General features: G+C 67.9%; 24 protein-coding genes and 1 pseudogene. 9 read left to right on the top strand and 16 right to left on the bottom strand.

Going from position 1 to position 22,795, the window contains the following annotated elements; genetic code table 11:
* The first annotated feature begins 68 nt into the window (after positions 1–68).
* Genes N7573_RS19710 through N7573_RS19680 form a run of 7 tightly spaced genes read left to right on the top strand, consistent with a single transcriptional unit; the run spans position 69 to position 4,869 of the window.
* Positions 69–689: a LemA family protein gene (locus N7573_RS19710; protein WP_032130538.1), complete on the top strand. Its 621-nt coding sequence runs from the start codon at positions 69–71 to the stop codon at positions 687–689.
* A 3-nt stretch (positions 690–692) separates the two neighbouring features.
* Complete coding sequence (locus tag N7573_RS19705) at positions 693–1,580, top strand: TPM domain-containing protein (RefSeq protein WP_279913652.1); 888 nt, start codon at positions 693–695, stop codon at positions 1,578–1,580.
* Entirely contained in the window at positions 1,580–2,074 is a 495-nt protein-coding gene (locus N7573_RS19700) for a TPM domain-containing protein (protein WP_279913654.1), read from the top strand. The genes N7573_RS19705 and N7573_RS19700 overlap by 1 nt, the downstream gene beginning before the upstream one ends.
* A gap of 51 nt (positions 2,075–2,125) precedes the next feature.
* The gene (lgt, locus tag N7573_RS19695) at positions 2,126–3,013 is read left to right on the top strand and encodes a prolipoprotein diacylglyceryl transferase (RefSeq protein ID WP_049422854.1); all 888 of its coding nucleotides are present in this window, start codon (positions 2,126–2,128) and stop codon (positions 3,011–3,013) included.
* A complete protein-coding gene (locus N7573_RS19690; RefSeq protein ID WP_049398135.1) occupies positions 3,010–3,804 on the top strand; it encodes a thymidylate synthase in 795 nt (264 codons plus the stop codon). Before lgt ends, N7573_RS19690 begins: the two co-directional genes overlap by 4 nt.
* Entirely contained in the window at positions 3,801–4,364 is a 564-nt protein-coding gene (locus N7573_RS19685; protein WP_279913655.1) for a hypothetical protein, read from the top strand. Before N7573_RS19690 ends, N7573_RS19685 begins: the two co-directional genes overlap by 4 nt.
* Before the next feature lie 13 nt (positions 4,365–4,377).
* Positions 4,378–4,869: a dihydrofolate reductase gene (locus tag N7573_RS19680; protein ID WP_279913656.1), complete on the top strand. Its 492-nt coding sequence runs from the start codon at positions 4,378–4,380 to the stop codon at positions 4,867–4,869.
* 89 nt (positions 4,870–4,958) lie between these two features.
* Here N7573_RS19680 and N7573_RS19675 read toward each other — a convergent pair whose 3' ends face one another.
* The 10 genes and pseudogenes from N7573_RS19675 to N7573_RS19630 form a co-directional block, all read right to left on the bottom strand.
* Positions 4,959–5,606 carry a DUF1287 domain-containing protein gene (locus N7573_RS19675; protein ID WP_279913657.1) on the bottom strand — a complete coding sequence of 216 codons (648 nt, stop codon included), beginning with the start codon at positions 5,604–5,606 and terminating at the stop codon, positions 4,959–4,961.
* A complete protein-coding gene (locus N7573_RS19670) occupies positions 5,603–6,628 on the bottom strand; it encodes a symmetrical bis(5'-nucleosyl)-tetraphosphatase (protein WP_121504905.1) in 1,026 nt (341 codons plus the stop codon). The genes N7573_RS19675 and N7573_RS19670 overlap by 4 nt, the downstream gene beginning before the upstream one ends.
* Positions 6,629–6,643: 15 nt before the next feature.
* Positions 6,644–7,027, bottom strand: coding sequence for a Co2+/Mg2+ efflux protein ApaG (gene apaG, locus N7573_RS19665; RefSeq protein WP_005412297.1), 384 nt, complete (start codon positions 7,025–7,027; stop codon positions 6,644–6,646).
* Positions 7,028–7,040: 13 nt separating this feature from the next.
* Complete coding sequence (gene rsmA, locus N7573_RS19660) at positions 7,041–7,844, bottom strand: 16S rRNA (adenine(1518)-N(6)/adenine(1519)-N(6))-dimethyltransferase RsmA (protein ID WP_182267291.1); 804 nt, start codon at positions 7,842–7,844, stop codon at positions 7,041–7,043.
* Positions 7,841–8,821 (bottom strand): 4-hydroxythreonine-4-phosphate dehydrogenase PdxA, encoded by a 981-nt coding sequence (gene pdxA, locus N7573_RS19655; protein ID WP_279943257.1) that lies wholly within the window; start codon positions 8,819–8,821, stop codon positions 7,841–7,843. Before pdxA ends, rsmA begins: the two co-directional genes overlap by 4 nt.
* A gap of 18 nt (positions 8,822–8,839) precedes the next feature.
* Positions 8,840–10,171 (bottom strand): annotated as a pseudogene (locus N7573_RS19650) (peptidylprolyl isomerase); the annotation flags it as partial.
* The gene (gene lptD / locus N7573_RS19645) at positions 10,168–12,648 is read right to left on the bottom strand and encodes an LPS-assembly protein LptD (RefSeq protein WP_125895688.1); all 2,481 of its coding nucleotides are present in this window, start codon (positions 12,646–12,648) and stop codon (positions 10,168–10,170) included. The gene lptD and the pseudogene N7573_RS19650, both read right to left, overlap by 4 nt.
* An 89-nt stretch (positions 12,649–12,737) precedes the next feature.
* On the bottom strand, positions 12,738–13,676 hold the full coding sequence (locus N7573_RS19640; RefSeq protein WP_032129908.1) for a histone deacetylase family protein: 939 nt from the start codon (positions 13,674–13,676) through the stop codon (positions 12,738–12,740).
* 9 nt (positions 13,677–13,685) lie between these two features.
* Entirely contained in the window at positions 13,686–14,240 is a 555-nt protein-coding gene (locus N7573_RS19635; RefSeq protein WP_049460916.1) for a cob(I)yrinic acid a,c-diamide adenosyltransferase, read from the bottom strand.
* 8 nt (positions 14,241–14,248) lie between these two features.
* A complete protein-coding gene (locus N7573_RS19630; protein ID WP_019338105.1) occupies positions 14,249–14,833 on the bottom strand; it encodes a hypothetical protein in 585 nt (194 codons plus the stop codon).
* A 106-nt stretch (positions 14,834–14,939) separates the two neighbouring features.
* Here N7573_RS19630 and ubiH point away from each other — a divergent pair, with 106 nt between their 5' ends.
* Entirely contained in the window at positions 14,940–16,148 is a 1,209-nt protein-coding gene (gene ubiH / locus N7573_RS19625) for a 2-octaprenyl-6-methoxyphenyl hydroxylase (RefSeq protein WP_032129910.1), read from the top strand.
* On the top strand, positions 16,145–17,326 hold the full coding sequence (locus tag N7573_RS19620; RefSeq protein ID WP_049398145.1) for a UbiH/UbiF family hydroxylase: 1,182 nt from the start codon (positions 16,145–16,147) through the stop codon (positions 17,324–17,326). The genes ubiH and N7573_RS19620 overlap by 4 nt, the downstream gene beginning before the upstream one ends.
* A 68-nt stretch (positions 17,327–17,394) precedes the next feature.
* Here N7573_RS19620 and N7573_RS19615 read toward each other — a convergent pair whose 3' ends face one another.
* The 6 genes from N7573_RS19615 to N7573_RS19590 all read right to left on the bottom strand — a co-directional run bounded on the left by N7573_RS19615 (position 17,395) and on the right by N7573_RS19590 (position 22,765).
* Complete coding sequence (locus N7573_RS19615; protein WP_279913443.1) at positions 17,395–17,790, bottom strand: EF-hand domain-containing protein; 396 nt, start codon at positions 17,788–17,790, stop codon at positions 17,395–17,397.
* Positions 17,791–17,837: 47 nt separating this feature from the next.
* The gene (gene rlmM, locus N7573_RS19610) at positions 17,838–18,905 is read right to left on the bottom strand and encodes a 23S rRNA (cytidine(2498)-2'-O)-methyltransferase RlmM (protein ID WP_100437917.1); all 1,068 of its coding nucleotides are present in this window, start codon (positions 18,903–18,905) and stop codon (positions 17,838–17,840) included.
* Positions 18,889–19,449: a nucleoside deaminase gene (locus N7573_RS19605; RefSeq protein ID WP_004154307.1), complete on the bottom strand. Its 561-nt coding sequence runs from the start codon at positions 19,447–19,449 to the stop codon at positions 18,889–18,891. The genes rlmM and N7573_RS19605 overlap by 17 nt, the downstream gene beginning before the upstream one ends.
* A 97-nt stretch (positions 19,450–19,546) precedes the next feature.
* Entirely contained in the window at positions 19,547–20,269 is a 723-nt protein-coding gene (locus N7573_RS19600; RefSeq protein ID WP_279913444.1) for a DUF6348 family protein, read from the bottom strand.
* 50 nt (positions 20,270–20,319) lie between these two features.
* Positions 20,320–20,973 (bottom strand): hypothetical protein, encoded by a 654-nt coding sequence (locus N7573_RS19595; RefSeq protein ID WP_279943258.1) that lies wholly within the window; start codon positions 20,971–20,973, stop codon positions 20,320–20,322.
* A 43-nt stretch (positions 20,974–21,016) separates the two neighbouring features.
* A complete protein-coding gene (locus N7573_RS19590; RefSeq protein WP_279943256.1) occupies positions 21,017–22,765 on the bottom strand; it encodes a glutamine--tRNA ligase/YqeY domain fusion protein in 1,749 nt (582 codons plus the stop codon).
* Between the last annotated feature and the right edge of the window lie 30 nt (positions 22,766–22,795).

Genomic DNA, 22,795 nt, shown 5'->3' with positions numbered 1-22,795 from the left:
CGCCCGATGGCCGGTCTTTCACCCGAACCATGGCATGCTCGGCGCCAAGCCCACCCGGAACCTCCGCCATGCGCCTGTTCACCCGTGTCCTGCCCCTGATGCTGTTGGCCTCCCTGCTCTCCGGCTGCGGCTACAACGCCATCCAGCAGAAGGATGAAGCGGTCAAGGCCAGCTGGTCGGAGGTCATCAACCAGTACAAGCGCCGCGCCGACCTGGTGCCCAACCTGGTGCAGACCGTGAAGGGCTTCGCCAGCCAGGAAGAGCGCGTGCTGACTGAAGTGACCAACGCCCGTTCGCGTGTCGGCCAGATCAACGTCAATGCCGACGACGAAGCCTCGCTCAAGCAGTTCCAGCAGGCCCAGGGCGAACTTGGCAGCGCGCTGTCGCGTCTGCTGGTGGTCACCGAGAACTACCCGGAACTGAAGTCGAACCAGAACTTCCGCGACCTGCAGGCGCAGCTGGAAGGTACCGAGAACCGGGTCACCGTCGCCCGCGGCCGTTACATCCAGCAGGTGCAGGACTACAACACCTACATCCGCTCGTTCCCGCAGGTGATCACCGCCAAGATCTTCGGCTACAAGACCAAGCCGAACTTCACCGTGGACAACGAAGCGCAGATCTCCAACGCGCCGGCGGTCGATTTCGGCAACGCGCCGCAGCAGCAGCCGGCACCGCAGCCGGGGACCTGATCGATGCGCCTGGCCTCTGCGCTGCTGGCCCTGCTGCTGTGGCTGCCGCTGGCCTCGCATGCGCAGCAGCTGGCGCCGGTTCCTGCGCTGGATTCGCCGGTGGTCGATACCACCGGCACGCTGGATGCCGCGCAGAAGCAGGCGCTGGTGCAGCAGGCGATCGAACTGCAGCAGCGCAAGGGCAGCCAGCTGCAGGTGCTGGTGGTGCCGACCACCCAGCCGGAGGACATCGCGCAGTACACCACGCGGGTCTTCGACCAGTGGCAGATCGGCCGCAAGGGCGTGGATGACGGGGTGCTGCTGGTGGTGGCCAAGGACGACCGGCGCGTGCGCATCGAGCCGGGCTACGGTCTGGAAGGCGCCATTCCCGATGCCATCGCCAACCGGGTCATCCAGAAATACCTGGTGCCGCGCTTCCGCAGCGGCGACTACGCCGGTGGCATCACCGACGCCACGGCGGTGCTGGTCAAGCTGATCGACGGCGAAACGCTGCCGGCACCGGTCAGCGGCCATCGCGGTCGGGAACCCGGTGGTGGCGGCGATACCTGGTTCCTGGCGCTGTTCATCGGTGTGTTCGCCGGCAGCATCCTGCGCGGCGTGTTCTCGCGCGTGCCGCGACCGCTGCGAGGCCTGCTCGGCGGCGCCGGTGCAGCGCTGGCGGCGTTCCTGTTCACGTCCACGCTGCTGGCCAGTGGCCTGGCCGGCATCGTAGGGCTGATCGTGGCCATGCTCTCCGGCCATCCGGGCCGCTTTGCCGGTGGCGGCGGCTGGGGCGGTGGCAGCTGGGGCGGCGGAGGCGGCTTCGGCGGGGGCGGTGGATTTGGTGGTGGTGGCGGCTGGGGTGGCGGTGGTGGCCGCTCCGGTGGTGGCGGTGCTTCGGGGGGCTGGTGATGATCCAACGTCTATGTCGGCACGTGTTTTCGCCGTCGGTACGGCGCGCGTTCCCGCCCGCCACATTGCAGGCGATCACCGAGGCCATCGCGGCCGGTGAGCAGCGCCACGGTGGGCAGGTGATGTTCGCGGTGGAAGCGGACCTGCCGCTGGCCGCGCTGTGGCACAAGGTCACCCCGCGCCAGGCTGCCGAGCATGCCTTTGCCCGCCTGCGCACCTGGGATACCACCCACAACAACGGTGTACTGATCTACCTGCTGCTGGCCGATCACGCCATCGAGATCGTTGCCGACCGGGGCCTGCACGGCCGGGTCAGTCCGGCGCAGTGGCAGCGGGTCTGCACCCACCTGCGCGAGGGCCTGCGTGGTTCCCATCCGGTGGAAACGCTGCAGGATGCCATCGACGAGGTCTCCAGCCTGATCGAAGGGCACTTTCCGGCCTCGACGCGGTCGAACGATGACGCGTTGCCGAACTCGCCCCAGCTGCTTGGTTGAGCCGGGGCGGCACTGGCCCGAGAATAGGCGTTCAACCGCAAGGCACCTTCCATGATCTATTTCCACGACATCGACCCCATCGCCCTCTCGCTGGGGCCGATCAAGGTGCACTGGTACGGCATCATGTACCTGCTCGGCTTCACTGCGGCCTGGCTGCTAGGCCGCAAGCGCATCGCTGACGGGCGCCTGCCGGGTGTCGATGCCAACGGCTTCTCCGACCTGCTGTTCTACGCCATGCTCGGCGTGGTGCTGGGCGGGCGCATCGGCTACATGCTGTTCTACGCGCTGGGCGATTTCCTGCACAACCCGCTGCTGCTGTTCAAGGTGTGGGATGGCGGCATGAGTTTCCACGGCGGCCTGCTGGGCGTGATTGCCGCCTGCTGGTGGTGGTCGCGCAAGCACAAGCTGCACTTCTTCGACACCATGGACTTCATGGCGCCGCTGGTGCCGCTGGGCCTGGGCTTCGGCCGTATCGGCAATTTCATCGGTGCCGAGCTGTGGGGCAAGTACACCGACGGTAGCTGGGGCGTGGTGTTCCCGTCCGGCCTGCCTGCCCCGCTGAACCAGCTGGACCATGCGACGCTGCAGGCGCAGTTCGCCACCGGCGCGCTGAATCAGTTCGCACGCCACCCCTCCCAGCTGTATGAAGCGTTGCTGGAAGGGCTGGTGATGTTCGTGGTGCTGTGGACGGTGTCGGCCAAGCCGCGTCATCGCTACCTGGTCGGTGGCCTGTTCGCGCTGATGTACGGCCTGTTCCGCTTCGCGGTGGAGTTTGTGCGCATGCCCGACAACGGCGTCTACGTGGCCTTCGACTGGCTGACCCGTGGCCAGATCCTCAGCCTGCCGCTGATCGCCTTCGGCCTGGTGCTGCTGGTGATGTCGCGCCGCGCGCCGGTACTGCAGCCGCAGCCGCTGGTAGCTGCCGAGGGCAAGGCATGAAGGCTTACCTGGACCTGCTCTCGCACGTGCTCGAACACGGCGCCGAGAAGAGCGATCGCACCGGCACCGGCACCCGCAGCGTGTTCGGCTGGCAGATGCGCTTCAACCTGGCAGACGGTTTCCCGCTGGTCACCACCAAGAAGCTGCACCTGCGCTCGATCATCCACGAGCTGCTGTGGTTCCTGAAGGGCGACACCAACATCGGCTACCTGAAGGACAACCAGGTGCGGATCTGGGACGAGTGGGCCGACGAGAACGGCGACCTCGGCCCGGTCTACGGCAAGCAGTGGCGTAGCTGGGCTACCGCCGATGGCGGCGAGATCGACCAGATGCAGTGGCTGGTGGACGAGATCAAGCGCAACCCCGATTCGCGCCGGCTGGTGGTCAGCGCCTGGAACGTGGGCGAGCTTTCGCAGATGGCGCTGATGCCGTGCCACAACCTGTTCCAGTTCTACGTGGTGGACGGCAAGCTCAGCTGCCAGCTCTACCAGCGCAGCGGCGACATCTTCCTCGGCGTGCCGTTCAACATTGCCAGCTACGCGCTGCTGACTCACATGGTGGCGCAGGCCACCGGCCTGGGCGTGGGTGACTTCGTGCACACGCTGGGCGATGCGCACCTGTATTCGAACCACTTCGAGCAAGCGCGCGAGCAGCTGTCGCGTGAACCGCGCGCACTGCCGACGCTGTGGTTGAACCCGGAGGTGACCGACCTGTTCGGCTTCCAGTTCGACGACATCCGCATCGACGGCTACGATCCGCATCCGGCCATCAAGGCGCCGGTGGCGGTATGAGTACCCGCCTGATTTCCAGGGGCCTGCTGGCGCTGTGCGGCCTGCTGCCGCTGGCCATGGTGCAGGCCGGACCGGCCGATGCGCTGTCGTTGGCCAGGCAGGTCAATGAGCAGATCGTGCACAAGCACATGCGCGAGGAAGTGCAGGCGTTCGCCGGAGCATTCAACGGCAGCACGATGCTGCCCCAGGATGTTCCGGAAGGCTGCCGGGCGCAGATGCGTGAGGCGGTAACCGGCATGTACACGGCGATGACCGAGCACCTGAAGGCGGGCGTCGAGAACCCGGCGTATCAGCGTGAGCTTGAACAGGGTCTGGCCACCGTCTATTCCAATGACCAGCTGAAGTCGTTCCTGGCGCGCGGCGCCAGCGACGATATCGCTGCGCTGTCGGCAGAGATCCTGTCGGGACCGGGCCTGAAGGAGATCGAAGAGGCGCAGAAGCAGAAGATCCTCGCTGGCCTGGATGAGCAGACCACGTCCAGCCCTGCGCTGGCTGCAGCGTTGCAGGCAGCCAGTGCCGCGAACGCTGCCTGCGAACGCCTGCAGATCGACGCCAGCTGAGGAGGTGGTAGCAATGAAGCTGTCGATGATCGTGGCGCTGGACCGCAACCGTGGCATCGGCCAGGGCAATGCCATGCCCTGGCACCTGCCGGATGATTTCAAGCATTTCAAGGCGCTCACCCTGGGCAAGCCGATCCTGATGGGGCGCAAGACCGCCGAGTCGATCGGCCGCGTGCTGCCGGGGCGGACCAACCTGGTGCTGACCCGCAGCGGCCAGGTGCCATTCGATGGCATGCGCGCGGTGGCGTCACTGGACGAGGCGAAGGCGATTGCCGAAGGCGAGGGCGCCAGCGAACTGTGCATCATCGGCGGCGGCGAAATCTTCCACCAGCTGCTGGAGCAGGCCAGTGACCTGTACCTGACCTGGGTGGATGCTGAAGTCCCCGCCGATACCCATTTCCCCGAAGTGGACGTGCAGGACTGGCGGGAAGTGAGCAGCGAGCCGCACCCGGCCGACGAACGCCACGCCTACGCGTTCCGCTTTGTGCACTACGTGCGCCGCTGATCGCTGCGCATTTGTAGAGCCGAGCCATGCTCGGCTGCTGTTGCCGGACACATCCCGTAGCCGAGCATGGCTCGGCTCTACAGGATTGCCTACGGCATCCGGTAATGCCCGATGATCGTGTGCTGGAACAGCAGGTTCTCTTCCCGCGTGCCGCGCGCGATGTTGTGCAGCACCAGCGGCGTGCCATTGGCCAAGCGCCGGTCGGAGACGATACCCACATGCAGCAGGCCGTTGCCGTTGAGCTTCCAGGCAACGATGTCACCGGCCGCATAGTCGGTGTCGAGGGCGGTGATCGGTTGCTGCCAGCGCTGCCGCTCGAACCAGCGCATCAGGTTCGGTACGCGACGATGATCGATGTTGCGGTCCGGCCGTGACAGGCCCCAGATCGCCGGATAGGCGCTGAAGTTGCCGCGCATGTCTTCATGCACGCGTGCCTGCAGGTCCAGGCCCTGGCTGCGCAGGGCGCGCACCACCACATCGGTGCACACGCCGCGATCCAGTGGCACGTCACCGCCGGGATAGGCCAGCACTTGATAGGCAGGGTCGTAGCGGGTGGTGACGCCGATCTGCGCGCGCGCCGCAGCCACCAGTGGCGGCGAAGGCGCCTGTGGTGGCGTCGGTGTGCGTTCAGCGTTGTCCGCAGCCGTGGGAGCAGTCGGCGAGCCGGGCTGGCAGCCGCTGGCCAGGGCCAGCGTCAGCAGCAGCACCGTCCATGGTGCCCAGCCGTGCCGCGTCATGCCTGCGGCGGGGTGCTGTTGTTGTTGGGACCGCCGGAGCCACCACCACCACCGCCACCACGGCGACGACGACGGCGCGGGCCGCGGTTGCCCGGGTTGGCGGCCGGAGCATTGCCGCCGCCCTGTTCCTTGCCCTGCGCCGGTGCAGCCGGGCGCTCGTGCGCCGGGCGCGCTGGCGGGCGGGCGTTGGGCACGGGTGCCGGTACATCGCGGCCTGGCACCTGCACCACGCGCAGTTCATCGGTATCGAGCTGGATCGCGGTCAGCTTGCCGCCCCAGACCGCGCCGGTGTCGATGGCGTGCACGCCCTGGGTGATGGTCAGGCCCAGCGCCGACCAGTGGCCGCAGACCACCTTGAGGTCACGCTCGACCCGGCCCGGCACTTCGAACCAGGGATACAGCCCCTGTTCCTGGGTGCCCGGCGTGCCCTTGTCCTCGATGCCGATACGCCCGCGCGGGGTGCAGTAGCGCATGCGGGTGAGCACGTTGATGATCGCGCGCGAGCGGTCGTAGCCGGACAGGTTCGGTGCCCAGCTCGGCTTGTCGCCGTACATGTTGCGGAACAGCTTGCGGTAGCCGGCGCCGTGCAGCTGCACCTCGACTTCGGCTGCATGCTTCTCGGCCATCTGCGTGGTCCACTTCGGCGCCAGGCCGGCGTGCACCATCATCCAGCCCAGCTCGCGGTCCACGTGCACCAGCTTCTGCAGGCGCAGCCAATCCAGCAGTTCGTCGCGGTCCTCGGCCTGCACGATGCGCAGCAGGTCCGGGTTGACCTTGCGCTGTTCCTCTTCGGTGCGCGCACCGACGGCCAGCAGCGAAAGGTCATGGTTGCCCAGCACCACTACGCTGTGCTCGCGCAGCGAATGCACCAGCCGCAGCGTTTCCAGTGACTGGCCACCGCGGTTGACCAGGTCGCCGCAGAACCACAGGGTGTCCTGCGCCGGGTCGAAACGGATCTTCTCCAGCAGTCGCTGGGTGACGTCATAGCAGCCCTGCAGGTCGCCGATCGCCCACACACTCATCGTTCGGCCTCCGTGTCAGTGCAGGGTACGCGGGATGGCCAGCACGAAAGGTGCGACCGGCGCGGCAAATTCGGTGCCGTCGTCGGCGACCATGTCGTAGTGGCCCTGCATGGTCCCGTGATCGGTCCCCAGCATGACACCGGACGTGTAATGGAAGTCTTCACCGGGACGCAGGCGCGGCTGCTCGCCGATCACCCCGTCACCATCGACATGCTCGACGCGGCCGTTGGCATCGGTGATGCGCCAGTGGCGTGCGACCAGGCGCGCGGCAACACGCCCCTGGTTGTGGATGCGGATCGTGTAGGCGAACGCATAGCGCCCGTCTTCCGGCGCGGATTGATCGTCGAGGAAGCGCGGAGCGACTTCGACGGAGATGGCATAAACGTCAGCGTCTTCCATACCGGCAGTGTAATCAGGAGGCATTGGCCAAAGCGATGAATTCGGCCACGTCCAGCTGTTCGGCGCGGGCATCGGGACGCACGCCGGCGGCAACGAACTGTTCGGCGGACACCACGTTGTTCAGGGCGTTGCGCAGGGTCTTGCGGCGCTGCCCGAAGGCGGCCTTGACCACCTCGGCGAAACGCTTGTGGTCGTGGATGTTGATCGTGGCCGGGTCACGCGGCACCAGCCGCACCACGGCCGAATCGACCTTCGGCGGCGGCCGGAACGCGCCCGGCGGCACCACGAACAGCGAGGTCACCTGGCAGTAGGCCTGCAGCATCACGCTGAGCCGGCCGTACACCTTGCTGCCGGGGCCGGCGGCCATGCGGTCGACCACTTCCTTCTGCAGCATGAAGTGCATGTCGCGGACCACCGCCGCATGTTCCAGTGCATGGAACAGGATCGGCGAGGAGATGTTGTAGGGCAGGTTGCCGACCAGGCGGATCGGCTGGCCGTCGGCCAGCTCGGTGAAGTCCACGCGCAGCACGTCGCGGTGGACGATGGTCAGCTCGCCCAGCGGCTCGGCGGCGGCGGTCAGTGGCGCGATCAGGTCGCGGTCGAACTCGATCACCGTCAGTTTCGGATGCACGCGCAGCAGCGGCAGGGTAATCGCGCCCTGGCCGGGGCCGATCTCGACCAGGCGGTCACCGTCTTTCGGGTTGACCGCCATCACGATCTTGTCGATGTAGTGACGGTCGGCCAGGAAATGCTGGCCAAGCTGCTTCTTGGCCGGGGCGGTGAACACCGGGCCGGAGGGGGAATGCGGGGAATTCATGCGCTCAGTGTACGTTGCCGCGCAAGCTGCGCACACAACGTCGTTGCCGCCTGCAGGCTGGAAGGATCGGCAATGCCGCGGCCGGCAAGGTCCAGCGCGGTGCCATGGTCCACCGCCACGCGCGGGTAGGGCAGGCCCAGGGTCAGGTTCACCGCCTGCTCGAAGCCCGAATACTTCAGCACCGGCAGGCCCTGGTCGTGGTACATCGCCAGCACGGTGTCGAAGCCTGCCAGCTTGGCCGGCAGGAAGGCGGTATCGGCCGGCAGCGGCCCGATCAGGTCCATGCCCTCCGCGCGCAGGCGCTGCAGCAGCGGGATGACCAGGTCCAGTTCCTCGCGGCCCAGATGACCGTCTTCACCGGCATGCGGGTTCAGGCCGAGCACGGCGATGCGTGGCGCGGGCAGGCCGAATTCGCGGCGCAGCGCAGCGTGCACGGTGCGCAGGGTGTGTTCCAGGCCGGGCGCGGTGATCGCGTCGGCCACCTCGCGCAGTGGCAGGTGGGTGGTGGCTAGGGCCACGCGCACGATGTGGTTGGCCAGCATCATCACCACCTTCACCCCGGCCTGGTCGGCCAGCAGTTCGGTGGTGCCGCTGTAGGCGATGCCGCCTTCGTTGATGACCGCCTTGTGCACCGGGCCGGTGACTACGCCGTGCAGTTCGCCGGACAGGCACGCCTGGCCGGCACCGAGCAGGGCGCCGATGACGGCGCCGGCGTTGGCCGGATTGGCCTGGCCGAAGTGGCTGGGCACGGGATTGGCCACCACACGCACACGCAGATCGCCGGGGACGCGTGCTTCGGCGTCCTCGGGCAACAGCTGCAGGGGCAGGTTCAGCGCGGCCGCGGCCGCGCGCAGGGTATCCGGGTCGGCGAAGGCCAGCAGCCGGCAATCTTCACGCGGCTGCTGGACGAGGCGGACACACAGCTCCGGGCCGATCCCGGCGGGCTCGCCCGGTACCAGAGCGAGCTCGGGGCGCATCGGTCAGGACTGCGGCGGCGTGGCGGTGTTTTCCGCGCGGTCGCCGCTGCGGAAGCTGACGTAGGCTTCGCCACGCAGTTCCTGCAGGAAGCGGTTGTACTCGTCTTCCAGCTTGCGGCGGCCGATGGTCTCGCGGACCTGGGCACGCTGGTTGTCAGTGGTCACGTCGGTCTGGCGGGTGCCCACGCGCTGCACGATGTGCCAGCCGGCATCGGTGCGGAACGGCTGGCTGACGCCGCCGTCCTGGATGCCGGACACCTGCTGGCCGAACGCCGGACCGAACGCGTCGGCCGGGAACCAGCCCAGATCGCCGCCCTGGCCCTTGCTGTTGTTGTCCTCGGAGGACTCCTTGGCCACGGTCTCGAAGTCCGCGCCACCGGCGATGCGGGCACGCAGGGTATCGATCTTGGCCTTGGCGGCAGCGTCGGTCTGGTGATCGTCCACGCGCACCAGGATGTGGCGGCCGTGGTACTCGGTGACCGTGTGCTCGCCACCGCTGGCGGCGCTGGCATCACGCACTTCCACCAGCTTCAGCAGCTGGAAGCCGCTGGGGCCGCGGATCGGGCCGACCACTTCGCCGGGCTTCATCTTTTCCATCATCTGCGCGAAGGCCTGCGGGATTTCGTCCAGGCTGCGCCAGCCCAGGTCGCCGCCTTCCAGCGCGTTGGGGCTGTCCGAATAACGCACGGCGGCGGCGTTGAAGTCCAGCTCACCCTTGTCCAGCAGGGCCTTCACGCCTTCGGCCTTCTTCTGGCCGGTGGCGATCTGGTCGGCGTTGGAGCCGTCGGGCAGGGCGATCAGGATGTGCGCCAGGTGGTACTGGTTGCCAACCGTGGCCTGCTGCTTCAGGGCGGCGTCGACTTCGCCCTCGCTGACGCTGATGCGGCTCTGCGCGAAGCTCTGGCGCAGGCGCTGCACGGTGATTTCATCGCGCACCGAAGCGCGGAAATCGTTGAAGTCGATGCCGTCGTGGGCCAGGCGCTGGCGCAGTGCATCCAGGTTCGAGCCGTTCTGCTGGGCGATGGCATTCATCGCCTGGTTCAGCTCCTGGTCGCTGACGCGGATGCCGCTGCCCTGGGCGCGGGCCACCTGCAGCTTGACCAGCACCAGGCGCTCGAGCACCTGGCGGCTGAGTACGTCTTCCGGCGGCAGCTGGTTTTCACGGCCGGCGTACTGCGCCTTGATGTTGGCGATCGCACGCTGGAGCTCGCTCTGCAGGATCACGTCCTCGTCGACGACGGCGGCGATGCGGTCCAACGGCTGCGCCTCCTGCGCGAGCACCTGCAGGGGGGCGGACACGCTGGACACCGCCAGCAGGGAGGCGAGAAGAACGGGGAAGCGCTTGGTCATGGGATCTGATTCGGATCGTAGTCATCCCGGGTCGCCCCGGTGTTGCTGGGCGGCACGAGATAGAGGTCGTCGCGGTTGTAGCCGAGGATAGCACGGCGCAGCGTACGGTCCGTGTCCTGGCCGATGGAGCTGAGGCCCTTGAGGACGAACTCCAGCTGGATGGAATTGTTCATGTCGCCTTCGCGGTTGCGCACGTAGCGGCGGGCCACTGCGCGCACGGCCAGGCAGCAGCTGTCCCACTGCACGCCGGCGATGATCTCCAGCGGTTCCTTGTCCTGCAGCGAGTAGTAATACCGGCCCACCAGGCTCCAGCGCGCATTCAGCGGGTACAGGAACGACAGGTCGGCCTGCTCCAGCAGGGTCCGGTCATGCTTGTTGGCGGTTGCCGGGGCGCCGGCATTGATGCGGTAGCGGTAGCTGAGGTTGATCACGCCATCGTTGGGCATCAGATAACGGGCGCGGACGCTGGCCAGATCCTCGCGCTTGTACTTCGGGTCCCACTGGTAGGTGGCGCCCAGGGTCCAGCGGTCGTTGATCATGTAGTTGCCGTCGGCGATCCACGCCGACTTGCCCTTCTCCACCGGCGCGCCGCCCGGCGTGGTGCTCACCCGCGATTCGTCGAAGTACTGGATCTGGCCGATCGCGGCCGAGAAGCGTTCCTTGCCGGTGGTCTGGTCGATGAAGCGGGTGCCCAGTGCCAGGGTCAGCTGGTTGGCATCGTTCTGGCGGTCGGCGCCGGTATAGCGCGAGTCGCGGAACAGCTGGCCCCAGCTGAAGGTGAAGTCACGGGTGTCGAAGATCGGCAGCTCGTCCTGGTTGCGGTAGGGCGTGCGCAGGTAGAACAGGCGCGGCTCCAGGGTGTGCAGGAACGACTTGCCGCGGATGGTGGTCTCGCGGTCGAAGAACAGGCCGGCATCGAGGCTGCCGATCGGCAGGCTGCGGCTGGGCGAGGTATTGCCGCGCAGCTGCTCGGGCGTGGCTGTGTTCGGATCGATGCCCTGGGAGGTGAGCACGGTACGGCGGACACTGTCGGCCAGGCCGCGATCCAGGTCATAGGCAGTGTAGCGGTAGGCCAGGGTCGGGGTTACGTACCAGGCTGCGCCACTGATCGGGAACGACACGTAGGGCTTCACGTCCAGGCGCGAACCACCGAACATGCGCTGCACCTGCCCGTTGCGGGTGTACTGCAGGTCGGTGCCGGCACTGGCGTCGTACTTGAAGTTGACGTCGTCGTGGGTGAAGCGCACCGCTTCGGTGTAGATGCCGGTTTCCAGCCACGGCAGCACCGGCTTGTTCCAGTTGAAGAACAGGCGTGGCTCGCGGTTGTAGGGCAGGGCGCGCTCGTCGAGGGTGTAGTCGGTCAGCTGCCAGCGGTCGGCCATGATGCCGGCCGTCCAGTTCTGGCCGGTGCCGTACAGGCCGATGGTGCTCTGCAGGTTGGAGGCGGTCACCCCCACCAGGCGGTTGGCGAAGTCCTCGACATAGCGTTCGTCGCTCACCCAGGCCAGGTTGGCGCGGGCCTGCCAGTGGCTGTTCACGTTGTGGTAGCCGTCGAACATCACCCGGCCGCGGTCGCGGTCGCGCAGCTTGTCGTTGGGCATGTAGCTGGTCAGCACCTCGCCACGGCCGCCGTTGTAGAGGTAGCGGAACTCATTGTCGAGCAGCAGGCCGCGCCGGCTCATGTAGCGCGGGGTCAGGGTGTCGTCGTAGTTCGGCGCCAGATTGAAGTAGATCGGCTGCGCGTAGTCGACACCGTTGCGGCCGGACATGCCCAGCTGCGGGAACAGCAGGCCGGTCTTGCGACGGTCATCGATCGGGAACTTGAAGTAGGGCGCCCACAGCACCGGCACCTTGCCGATCCGCAGCACGGCGTTGCGGGCCGTGCCGAAGCCTTCGTCGTTGTCCACTTCGATCTGCGGCGCCGACAGCTTCCACACCGGCTGCGACGGGTCGCAGGTGGTGTAGGTGGAGCGGTGCATCTGGCCGACCGCGCCCTGCAGGTCGACCGACTCGGCATCACCGTTGCCCCGGCGCGACACCAGCTGGTACTTGATGTCGGAGATCTTGTGGGTGTCGCTTTCCTGGTTGCCTTCGGCGCGCTTGGCGACCATCCGGATCGACCCGTCCTGGTAGCGGACATTGCCGTCGGCGATGTAGTTGCCGGTCTCGGTGTCGAAGCTGAGCTTGTCGGTACCGACGAACTGGTCACCCCGGCGCAGCGCCACGTTGCCCTCGTACTGCGGCACCGTGGTGGTGCCCAGCAGCTGGTCGCCTTCGATGTCGGTCGGCTGGTTCTCGCGGGCGGCTGCGGCAGCAGCCTTGTCCTGGGCCGGGACCGGGGTGGGGGCGTCGGTGAACGCGGGAATCACGTCGGTGGCCGGGCACAGGCCCCAGTTGAGCGGCTTATCATCGGCCATCGCCGGCAGGCTGATGGCGATGCTCAGAGGCAGGGGAAGCAGGCGGAGGGCTCGGCGCACGCGGTTCGGATTCGGGCGAAAACGGACGGTAGCTTGCCCCATCCCTTGCATAGGGGCAATGAAGGGCGCCGGAGCCTGCCGGTTCGGGTTCATCCGGCGGAGGCACCCGCAGAGGGTGTGATCAGGGCCTGGACATGGGCCACGCTGCACTCGGCCAGGGCCTGCAGGTCGTAGCCGCCCTCCAGCATCGAGACCACCCGGCCGGCGGCGTGACGGCGTGCCAGCGCATGCAGTTCACGGGTGATCCAGGCGAAATCGTCGGTCTCCAGCATCAGATCGGCCTGCGGGTCGCGCAGGTGGGCGTCGAAGCCGGCGGAGATCAGCAGCAGCTGCGGACGGAAGTCGTCGATGGCTGGCAGCATCTCGTCGGCCCAGACGTTGCGGAAGCGGAAGCCGCCGCTGCCCGGTGGCAACAGGATGTTCATCAGGTTGCCGGCACCGCGGTCGCGGCGCAGGCCGGAATTGGGGAACAGCCCGGCCTGGTGGGTGCTGTAGTAGGAGACCCGGGCATCGTGCTGGAAGATGTCCTGGGTGCCATTGCCGTGGTGGACGTCGAAATCGACCACCGCGATCCGCTCCAGGCCATGGCGGTCACGGGCATAGGCGGCAGCGATGGCGATGTTGTTCAGCAGGCAGAAGCCCATCGCCGTGCTGCTGGTGGCGTGGTGGCCCGGCGGGCGTACCGCGCAGAAGGCCAGCGGGTCCTCGCCCAGCATCACCGCATCGACCGCGGCCACGCCGGCACCGGCGGCGTGCACGGCGGCGCTGGCCGAGCCGGGCGAGGTCCAGGTGTCCATGTCCAGCTGGCGCAGCGGCGCGGTCTGCGGCTGCAGCACGAAGTCGAGCAGGGCGCTGTCGTGGACCCGGGTCAGTTCGCCGAACTTGGCCGGCGGCGCCTCGCGCCAGTCCAGCTGATCAGGGAAGGCGGCGTGCAGTGCGTCGAGTACGTACTGCAGGCGCTGCGGGCACTCCGGGTGGCCGGGGCCGGGGTCATGCAGCAGGCAGGACGGGTGGGTATAGACCAGCATCGTGCCGACTCAGCGCTGGCGCTGCTGTGGCTGCCACAGCGCTTCGCCGTGGCCATCGGCACGGGCCAGCACCCGGGCCAGCACGAACAGCAGGTCCGACAGCCGGTTGAGGTACTGCAGCGCTTCGCTGCGCACAGCCTCGTGGCGGGCCAGGGTGACCGTTTCGCGCTCGGCGCGGCGGACAATGGTGCGGGCCAGATGGCAGCGCGCGGCGGCTTCGCCGCCGGCCGGCAGGATGAATTCCTTCAGCATCGGCAGGTCGGCGTTGTAATGGTCCAGCTGCTGTTCCAGGGCTGAGACGTCGGCGGCGTGGATCGCGGCATGGCCGGGAATGCACAGCTCGGCGCCCAGGTCGAACAACTGGTGCTGCAGATGCACCACCAGCGCGCGCACATCCTCGGGCAGGGGCGCGGCCAACAGCAGGCCGAGCGCGGCATTGGCCTCGTCGACGGTGCCGTAGGACGCCACGCGGGCGTCATCCTTGGCTACGCGCTGGCCGTCGCCAAGGCCGGTACTGCCGTCGTCGCCGGTGCGGGTGTAGATGCGCGAGAGGCGATGACCCATGGCGCGGCTCAGTGGCGGATGTCGCGGCGGGCCTGCTGGAGCTTCAGCACCTGCTCCACGGCCAGCTGCAGGGCGGCGGCCAGCGCCACATAGATCGCCGTGGTGCGCAGGTAGGGCCCGAACCACTGCGCGTAGTTCTGTGCCCAGCCGGCCAGGGTCGGCTCGGCCACGTTGCGGCTGCTCCAGTAGAAACCGCCCTGTGCCAGCAGGTGGCAGACCGCCACCGAAGCGACCAGCAGCAGTGCGCCCTTGGCCAGTACCGGCCAGCGCGCGCTCTGGTAGTTGCGGCCCAGCAGCATGCCGCCGGCCCACAAAGAGAAGTAGGCCGGCAGCAGCAGCCAGTAGCCCGGCGACACGCAGTAGTGCTGCCAGAAATCCAGACCGCTGCTGCGGATCACGATCCAGTCCACCAGCACCGCGAACACCATCAGCAGCGGGAACGCCCAGCGCGTCCAGCGCGCCAGGTAGAAGCCACCGATGAAGAACACGGCCCAGGAGGCATCCGGAATGGCCGCGAAGTGATTGACCCGGGTCGCCGCCAGCAGCAGTACGAGTACGGACAGGACGAAGGCGCGGTTGGCGGTATCGGACATGGTGGGGGCCCGGAGCGGATTCAGGTTTCATTCTAGCCCGCCGCGCAGGTTGGCGCAGGTGCCGCCCGTTCGGCGTACAGTCGGGGCGAGCGCGTATCATGAACACATGAGTGAACGACATGACGTGCTGATTGTCGGTGGTGGCCTGGTCGGTGCCAGCCTGGCCATTGCCCTGGACCGCCTGGGCCGCGACGTGGGCCTGCTTGAGGCCAGCCCGGCCGGCGAGCTGCCTGCGGTGTTCGACCAGCGCAATCTCAGTTTCGCCGCTGCCACCGTCAATGCGCTGACCGCGCTGGGGGTGATGCAGAAGCTGGCGATGGCACCGGGCCCGATCCGGCGCATCCATGTCAGTCGTGCCGGCGATTTCGGCCGTGTGCAGCTCGAAGCGGCCGATTACGACCGGCCGTGGTTCGGCCAGGTGGTGGTCGCGCGCGATTTCGGCCAGGCGCTGGAAGCGCGCCTGCAGGAACTGCCGCGCCTGCGCCGTTACCGGCCGATGCGGTTCCTGGGGCTGGGTGAGGTGGTCGATGGTTACCGCCAGGTACGGGTGGCTGACGAGGCTGGCGAACGCGTGCTGCTGGCACGGTTGGTGGTGGGGGCCGATGGCACCACCAGCGGCGTGCGTGGCGCGCTGGGCATCGAAGTCGACCGCCATGATTTCCAGCAGACCCTGTTCGTGGCCCGCGTGCGCAGCCAGCGTGCGCCGGATGGCACCGCCTGGGAGCGGTTCACCGATACCGGCCCAACCGCCCTGCTGCCGCGCGGTGACCGCCACTTCGGAACCGTGCACGGTGTTGCACGCGACCAGGCCGATGCGGTGATGGCGTTGGACGATGCGGCCTGGCTGCAACGCCTGCAGAGCGCGATCGGCTGGCGTGCCGGCCGCCTGCTTGAATCCGGCCCGCGCAGTGCCTACCCGCTCATCCAGGTGCTGGCGCGCGCGCTGGCCGGTGAGCGCACGGTGCTGCTCGGCAATGCCGCGCAGACCATCCATCCGCTGGGCGCACAGGGCTTCAACCTGGGCCTTCGCGATGCGCTGACCCTGGCCGAACTGCTGGAGGATGCGCATGAGGATGCCGGCAGCGATGCGCTGCTGAAGGCCTACGTCGCGCGGCGCGAGGAAGATCGCCGGCAGACGGTGGCGTTCTCCGGTGGGCTGGCACGATTGACCAGCAACCCGGCACCGCTGATGCGGCCGCTGCGCAGCCTCGGCCTGGTGGCCGCACAGCGCGCGTCGGTGCAGTCGATGCTGGTCGGTGGTGCGATGGGCTTCCGTGGTGACGTGCCGCGCCTGTGCCGCGGAGAAGCCGCATGAGCCGGCGCACGCGTCTTGATGTGGCCATCGTCGGTGGTGGCGTGGTCGGTGCCGCGTGTGCGCTGGCGCTGGCCGATGCCGGCCTGTCGGTTGCGCTGGTGGAAGGCCGCGAACCGGCACCGTGGCAGGCCGCACAGCCGGACCTGCGGGTGTTCGCCTTCGCCGCCGACAACGTGCAGCTGTTGAACCGCCTGGGTGTGTGGCCGGCGATCGCGCAGGCCCGCGCCTGGCCTTACCGGCGCATGCAGGTGTGGGATGCGGCCGGTGGCGAGGATCTGTTGTTCGACGCCGATCGCTTCGGCCGTCGTGAGCTGGGCTACATCGTCGAGAACGGCCTGCTGCAGGATCGCCTGTGGGCGGCGCTGCCGGCGGCGGGCGTGCAGCTGCACTGCCCGGCACGGGTGGAAGCGCTGGAACAGGATGAAGACGGCGTGCGCCTGCGGCTGGATGACGGGCGCCGCCTGGAAGCGGCGCTGGCGGTGGCCGCCGACGGTGCCGAGTCAACTCTGCGCCAGCTGGCCGGGATCGAGGTTGAAAAGCATGACTACCACCAGCGTGGCGTGGTGGCCTATGTGGACAGCGATCTTCCCAACCAGGCCACCGCATGGCAGCGCTTCCTGCCGACCGGGCCGCTGGCGCTGCTGCCGGTGGCCGAGCGCCGCAGTTCGATCGTCTGGACCCTGCCCGAGGATGAAGCGGCTCGCGTGCTGGCCCTGGACGAGGACGCCTTCAACCGCGAACTGACCCGTGCCTTCGCTGCGCGCCTGGGCGAACTGCGGTTGGCATCACCGCGTGCGGCCTTCCCGCTGCGTCGCCAGCTGGCCCGTCACTACGTGGCTGGCCGCGTGCTGGCGCTGGGTGATGCTGCGCATGTGGTGCATCCGCTGGCCGGGCAGGGCGTGAACCTGGGCCTGCGCGATGTCGCCGCCCTGCAGCAGTGGCTGGCGCCGTCGGCCGAACGCCGCGGCCAGCCGCGGCTGTCGCCGCAGCGCCTGCAGCGCTGGGCACGCGAACGGCGCAGCGACAACCACATCGCCGCCTACAGTTTCGATGCGATCAATCGGCTGTTCTCCAACGACGAAATGCACCTGACCCTGGCCCGCGGCCGCGCGCTGGGCTGTGTCGGCAAATGGCCGCCGCTGGTGCAGGCGTTCTGGAAGCGCGCCGCCGGGGTCTGATGCAAAAAGGGGACGGAGGGGATTAAGTCGTATGTGCACATACGACTTAATCCCCTCCGTCCCCTTTTTCAATCGACCAGCCAACCAGCCAGGTCGGCACGATCCAGCTTGCCGCGACGCTTCACGTCCAACGCATTGAACTCATCGGCCAGCGCCGGATTGGCCTGCGCTTCCTCGCGGCTGATGAAACCATCGCCGTTCACATCCAGCGCGGCGAAGTGGATGCGGTACTGGCCGACCACGCTGCTGGGTTCCAGCGAACGCACGGTCACCTGTGCCTCGCCGGCCGGCTGTGCAATCTCGACGCTGCCGCTGACCCGGCCGGCATCCAGCGGTTGCTGGCGGATCGCGCCGCCGGTCGGGCCCAGTGGCTGGCTCTGTGCAGGGGTGTGCGGCAGCTGCTGGGCAATGGCCGGTGCGGCTGCCAGCACGGTGATCAGCATGGCGAGCGGGTGGTATCGCATGGTTCCCTTCTTCGGTAGCGCCGGGCCATGCCCGGCGGGCATGTTCCTCAGCGCAGCGGCGAGGCCAGTACCGTGATCTCCTCACGGTCGTGATAGAGCTGCTTGGCGCGGACCACCAGCGGCTTGCCGGCCTGCTCCTGGAACAGGTCCAGGCACAGCCGGGTCTCGTCCCAGCGCTTCTTCATCGGCAGTTTCAGGTTGAAGATCGCGTGCCTGCACCAGCCTTCGCGGAACCAGGTGGCCATGCGTTCGGCCACCCGTCGCGGCTGCTCGACCATGTCGCAGACCATCCAGTCCAGCGGCTGTTCCGGGTGCCAGTGGAAGCCATCGGCACGCAGGTGCTCGACCAGGCCGGTGTCCAGCACGTGCTGGCGCAGCGGGCCGTTGTCGATGCTCAGCACGTGCATGTGCTGGCGGGTCAGTACCCAGGTCCAGCCACCGGGAGCGGCACCCAGGTCGGCCGCGCGCATGCCGGGCTTCACCAGCGCCTCGCGTTCTTCCGGGGCCAGCAGGGTCAGCAGTGCTTCGTCCAGCTTCAGCGCCGAACGCGATGGCGCTTCGGGCAGCAGCTTCAGGCGCGGAATGCCCAGTGCCCACGGTGCGCTGTCGGCCGGGTCGGCCACGCAGACGAAGGCGTGGGTGCCGTCGACGAACACCACGTGCAGGCGCGGCAGACGGTCGTTCGGCTTGTCGGTGAGCTTGCCGGCCTTGCGCAGCGCCGGGCGCAGCGCATTGCCGAAGGCACGGGCCAGCCCGGACAGCGGCTTGCCGGCGTCCGAGTCGGGATGCTCCACCCACAGGTCGCCGAAGCGCGGCGCATCGGCCAGCACCTCCAGCATCGGGGTGATGCGGTCGGCCGGGTCCAGCTGCGGCAGCTCGGCCAGCACCACCAGCTTCTGCCGCGCGAAGATCAGTTCGCGCCAGCGCAGGCGCGGCGCCAGTGCCGCAGCTTCGTCGCACATGAAAAGCACATAGCCATCATTGCGCTGGGTGCGCGCATAACCGGCGAAACCGGCTTCACCTGCGCGGAACTGCAGTTCGCCGGCCAGCTCGGGCTCGAAGCCCTGTCGGCACAGGCACAGCAGGCCGATGCCGGCCTCAGTAACGGGCGCCATCGCTTTCCCCATAGGCACGCAGCACGCTGCGCGCGGCGTCGCGGTTCAGGCCCTGCACCACTTCGATGCCGCGCTTGTTGAGTTCACCCACCCAGTCGGCCGGCAGCGGGCCTTCATCGAACGGGGTCAGCTCTTCGACGTCGGCCGAGTTGGCACCGATCAGCAGGCGGTCGATGCCGGCCCACACGGTGGCGCCGTAGCACTGGCAGCACGGCTGCGAACTGGTGGCCAGGGTGACCGGCGACAGCACTGCGTTCAGGCGCGGGGTCTGCAGGCGCTGCTGGGCCAGCATGTAGGCCATGTTCTCGGCGTGCGCCAGCGAGGTCGCGTGCGGCATCACCCGGTTCACGCCGGCGGCGATGACCTTGTCATCCGGGCCGAACACCACCGCACCGAACGGGCCGCCACTGGCGTGCTCGACGTTCAGCCGCGACAGCTCGATCGCCAGCGCGACCTTGGCCTCATCGCCCGGATATCGACGATCCAGGTCGATCTGGTCGTGAATCCAGGCGGGAAGGGTCAGGTGGACTTGCGCGTACAGCATCGCGGGGGTGCCTCGTAGGGAATGGAAGAAGGTGCGGTTGCTTGGGAAACCGGCGCGCAGTGTAGCCGCACCGGCCTGTATCGGGTGTGGCGGTGGGTCAGCCCGGCGAGCCGGTGCGGATCACCACGTACTGCTTGCGGAACTCCAGCCCGGCCTGCGGCCAGCTGGCGGCATAGGCGCGCAGCAGGGGCAGGGCGGCGGCGAAGTCGTGGCCGTTGACCCGGCAGTCGGCTTCGCACAGGCCGTCGGCATCGCGCGAGGCGAACAGGCGGATGGCGAGGAACTGGCGGGCTTTCAGCAGCTCATCGAAGGCGTCCATGCTGCGGGTGAACAGGCAGCAGGGGCAGGAGCCGTGGTCGTCCTCGCTGCAGGTGGATGCATCCACCTCCTGCGCGCGGTAGTGCGCCAGCGGCCCCAGCACTACGGTGCGCTGGTGTTCCTCGCCGTCATCGCCGGCCGGATAGGTCAGGCCCATCATCGGCAGGCCCTGTGCGTCTTCGGCGCCGATCGCGGTCTGCAGCGTCGCCAGGTCCACCCGCACCCAGGTCTGGAAGCCGGACAGCAGCGATGCCTGCTCATCGGCACCGTTGGCGTGCTGGTACTCGAACAGGCCATCGGCGAACAGCTGCGGATGCTGGCTTTCGATGACGGTGGAGGTCTGCCAGCCGCCGTTGTCGCGCGCGTGCGCGGCCATCGCATGTGGGGTCAGGCGCAGGCCGCTGTCCAGCAGCAGCGCGTCGCCGTCGACGTGGCTGGCGATGCCGGCCTCCTGCAGGACCTGCTGCAGCAGCGGGAGGAGGTCGGTGGAGGTCGTGGTCATGTCAGGCCTGTGGATGGATGGGGTGGAACATCCAGGCAAGGCCTGGGGATCTAGCGGTCGAGCGCGTCAAGTTCGGCGCGATATCGCTGCGCGTCGGACTGCTGCTGCGGATCGTTGCCGTGGTCGCGCAGCCAGGTTTCCAGCTCGCGGCGATAGTCCGCGCGGAAATCGGCATTGCCCGGGCTGAAGTGCAGCTTGCGCGCCGCCACTTCCACCCGCTCGCGCGCGCTGGCCCGGGCCTGGGCGATGCCGTGCGGCGATTCATTGGTGAGGATGACGAAGTTGCGCGGGAAACCCGGCGTGTACTTGACCACGAACGGCTGGTCGCGCGCCGGGATGCGGATCGCGTTCTCCAGCGGCCACAGCGAGGCGGTGTTGGTGTGGAACACCACCTCCACGTCGCGGCCCTCGGCGGTGCGCAGCACCCCTTCGTAGCGCCAGATGTACTGCTCGTTCATCGTCGAACTGGTGCGCTCGGACTTCACGATCACCGCTTCACCAGGCTCGCCCACCACGTTGAGGAAGGCGGCGTTGAGGAAGTGGCCGAGGAAGATGTTGAGCATCGCCAGCGGGAACACCACGATGGCGTAGCCCGGAAAACGCCGCCACCACGAGACCAGCCCGGCCAGCACCATCGCCGAAAAGAACGTCAGCAGCGGATGCTGCGAGATGAACCAGAACAGGACGGAGAGGGCGGTGATCATCGTCGGGGTCATGCGGGCGCCGTGCTGGCGCCCGCGCAGGTCCTCAGGCCGACCAGGTGTCGCGCAGGGTCACACTGCGGTTGAACACCGGCTTGGCTTCGGTGTGGTCGCGGCGGTCGGCCACGAAGTAGCCGGTGCGTTCGAACTGGAACGACTGCTCCGGGGCAGCGCTGGCCGCGGCCGGCTCGACATAGCCGGTGACAGTGCGGCGCGATTCCGGATTGAGGTAATCACGATAGGTCTTGCCTTCCGATTCGTCGTCGGGGTTCGGCACCGAGAACAGGCGGTCGTACAGGCGGATCTCGGCCGGCACGCCATGTACGGCGCTGACCCAGTGGATGGTGCCCTTGACCTTGCGGTTGGCGCCTTCCATGCCCGGACGCGATTCCGGATCCAGCCAGCCACGCAGCTCGGTGATGGTGCCGTCGGCATCCTTGATCACTTCATCGCAGCGGATGATGCCGGCACCGCGCAGGCGCACTTCGCCACCCGGGACCAAGCGCTTCCAGCCCTTCGGCGGCACTTCGGCGAAGTCCTCGCGGTCGATCCACACTTCGCGTGCGAACGGCACTTCGCGGCTGCCGAAGCTCTCGTCCTTCGGGTGGTTGCTGAAGGTCAGCTGTTCTTCGTGGCCTTCCGGCAGGTTGGTCAGCACCAGCTTGACCGGGTCGACCACGGCCATGCGGCGCGGCGCGGCGCTGTCCAGGTCTTCGCGCAGCGCGCCTTCCAGCACGCTGAAGTCGATCAGCGAATTCTGCTTGCTGATGCCCACGCGCTCGGCGAACAGGCGCATCGCGGCCGGGGTGTAGCCACGGCGACGCAGGCCCTGCAGGGTCGGCATGCGCGGGTCTTCCCAGCCGTCCACCAGCTGCTCGGTAACCAGCGCCATCAGCTTGCGCTTGCTCATCACCGTGTAATTGATGTTCAGGCGCGAGAACTCGATCTGGCGCGGCTTGGCGGCTTCGCGCGGCAGGCCGGCGTCGACCAGCGGCTGGGTCAGCGTGTCGTCATGGGCGAAATCGACGTTGTCCACGCACCAGTCGTACAGCGGGCGGTGGTCTTCGAATTCCAGCGTGCACAGCGAGTGGGTGATGCCCTCGATCGAGTCGCCCAGCGCGTGCGCGAAGTCGTACATCGGGTAGATCGGCCACGCGTTGCCGGTGTTCTGGTGCTCGACGTGCTTGATGCGGTACAGCGCCGGATCGCGCAGGTTGATGTTGCCGCTGGCCATGTCGATCTTCGCGCGCAGGGTGCGCGCGCCATCCGGGAACTCACCGGCGCGCATGCGGCGGAACAGGTCGAGGTTCTCCTCGATGCTGCGGTCGCGCCACGGCGACGGGCGGCCCGGTTCGGTCAGGGTGCCGCGGTAGGCGCGCACTTCCTCGGCCGACAGGTCGCAGACATAGGCCTTGCCCTGTTCGATCAGCTTCTCGGCGGCCAGGTAATAGGCCTGGAAGTAGTCCGAAGCATGGCGCAGCTCGTTCCACTCGAAGCCCAGCCAGCGCACGTCGTCCTGGATCGCGGCCACGTATTCCGGGTCTTCCTTGGCCGGGTTGGTGTCGTCGAAGCGCAGGTTGCAGACGCCGCTGAATTCGCCGGCGATGCCGAAGTTCAGGCAGATCGACTTGGCATGGCCGATGTGCAGGTAGCCGTTCGGTTCCGGCGGGAAACGGGTCTTGATCGCCTGGTGCTTTCCGCTGGCCAGGTCCTCGCGCACGATCTGGCGGATGAAATCGCGCTTTTCGTGGCTGTCGGCGGGGGTCTCGGGGCTGGCGGGGGTGTGCTCGGACATGAGTCGGCGAAAAGAAAGGCAGAAAGACCA

The organism is Stenotrophomonas sp. GD04054 (assembly GCF_029836955.1).
Taxonomy (GTDB): domain Bacteria; phylum Pseudomonadota; class Gammaproteobacteria; order Xanthomonadales; family Xanthomonadaceae; genus Stenotrophomonas; species Stenotrophomonas maltophilia_A.
The sequence above is the reverse complement of the archived record's forward strand: the minus strand, read 5'-3'. Positions and strand labels throughout refer to the sequence as shown.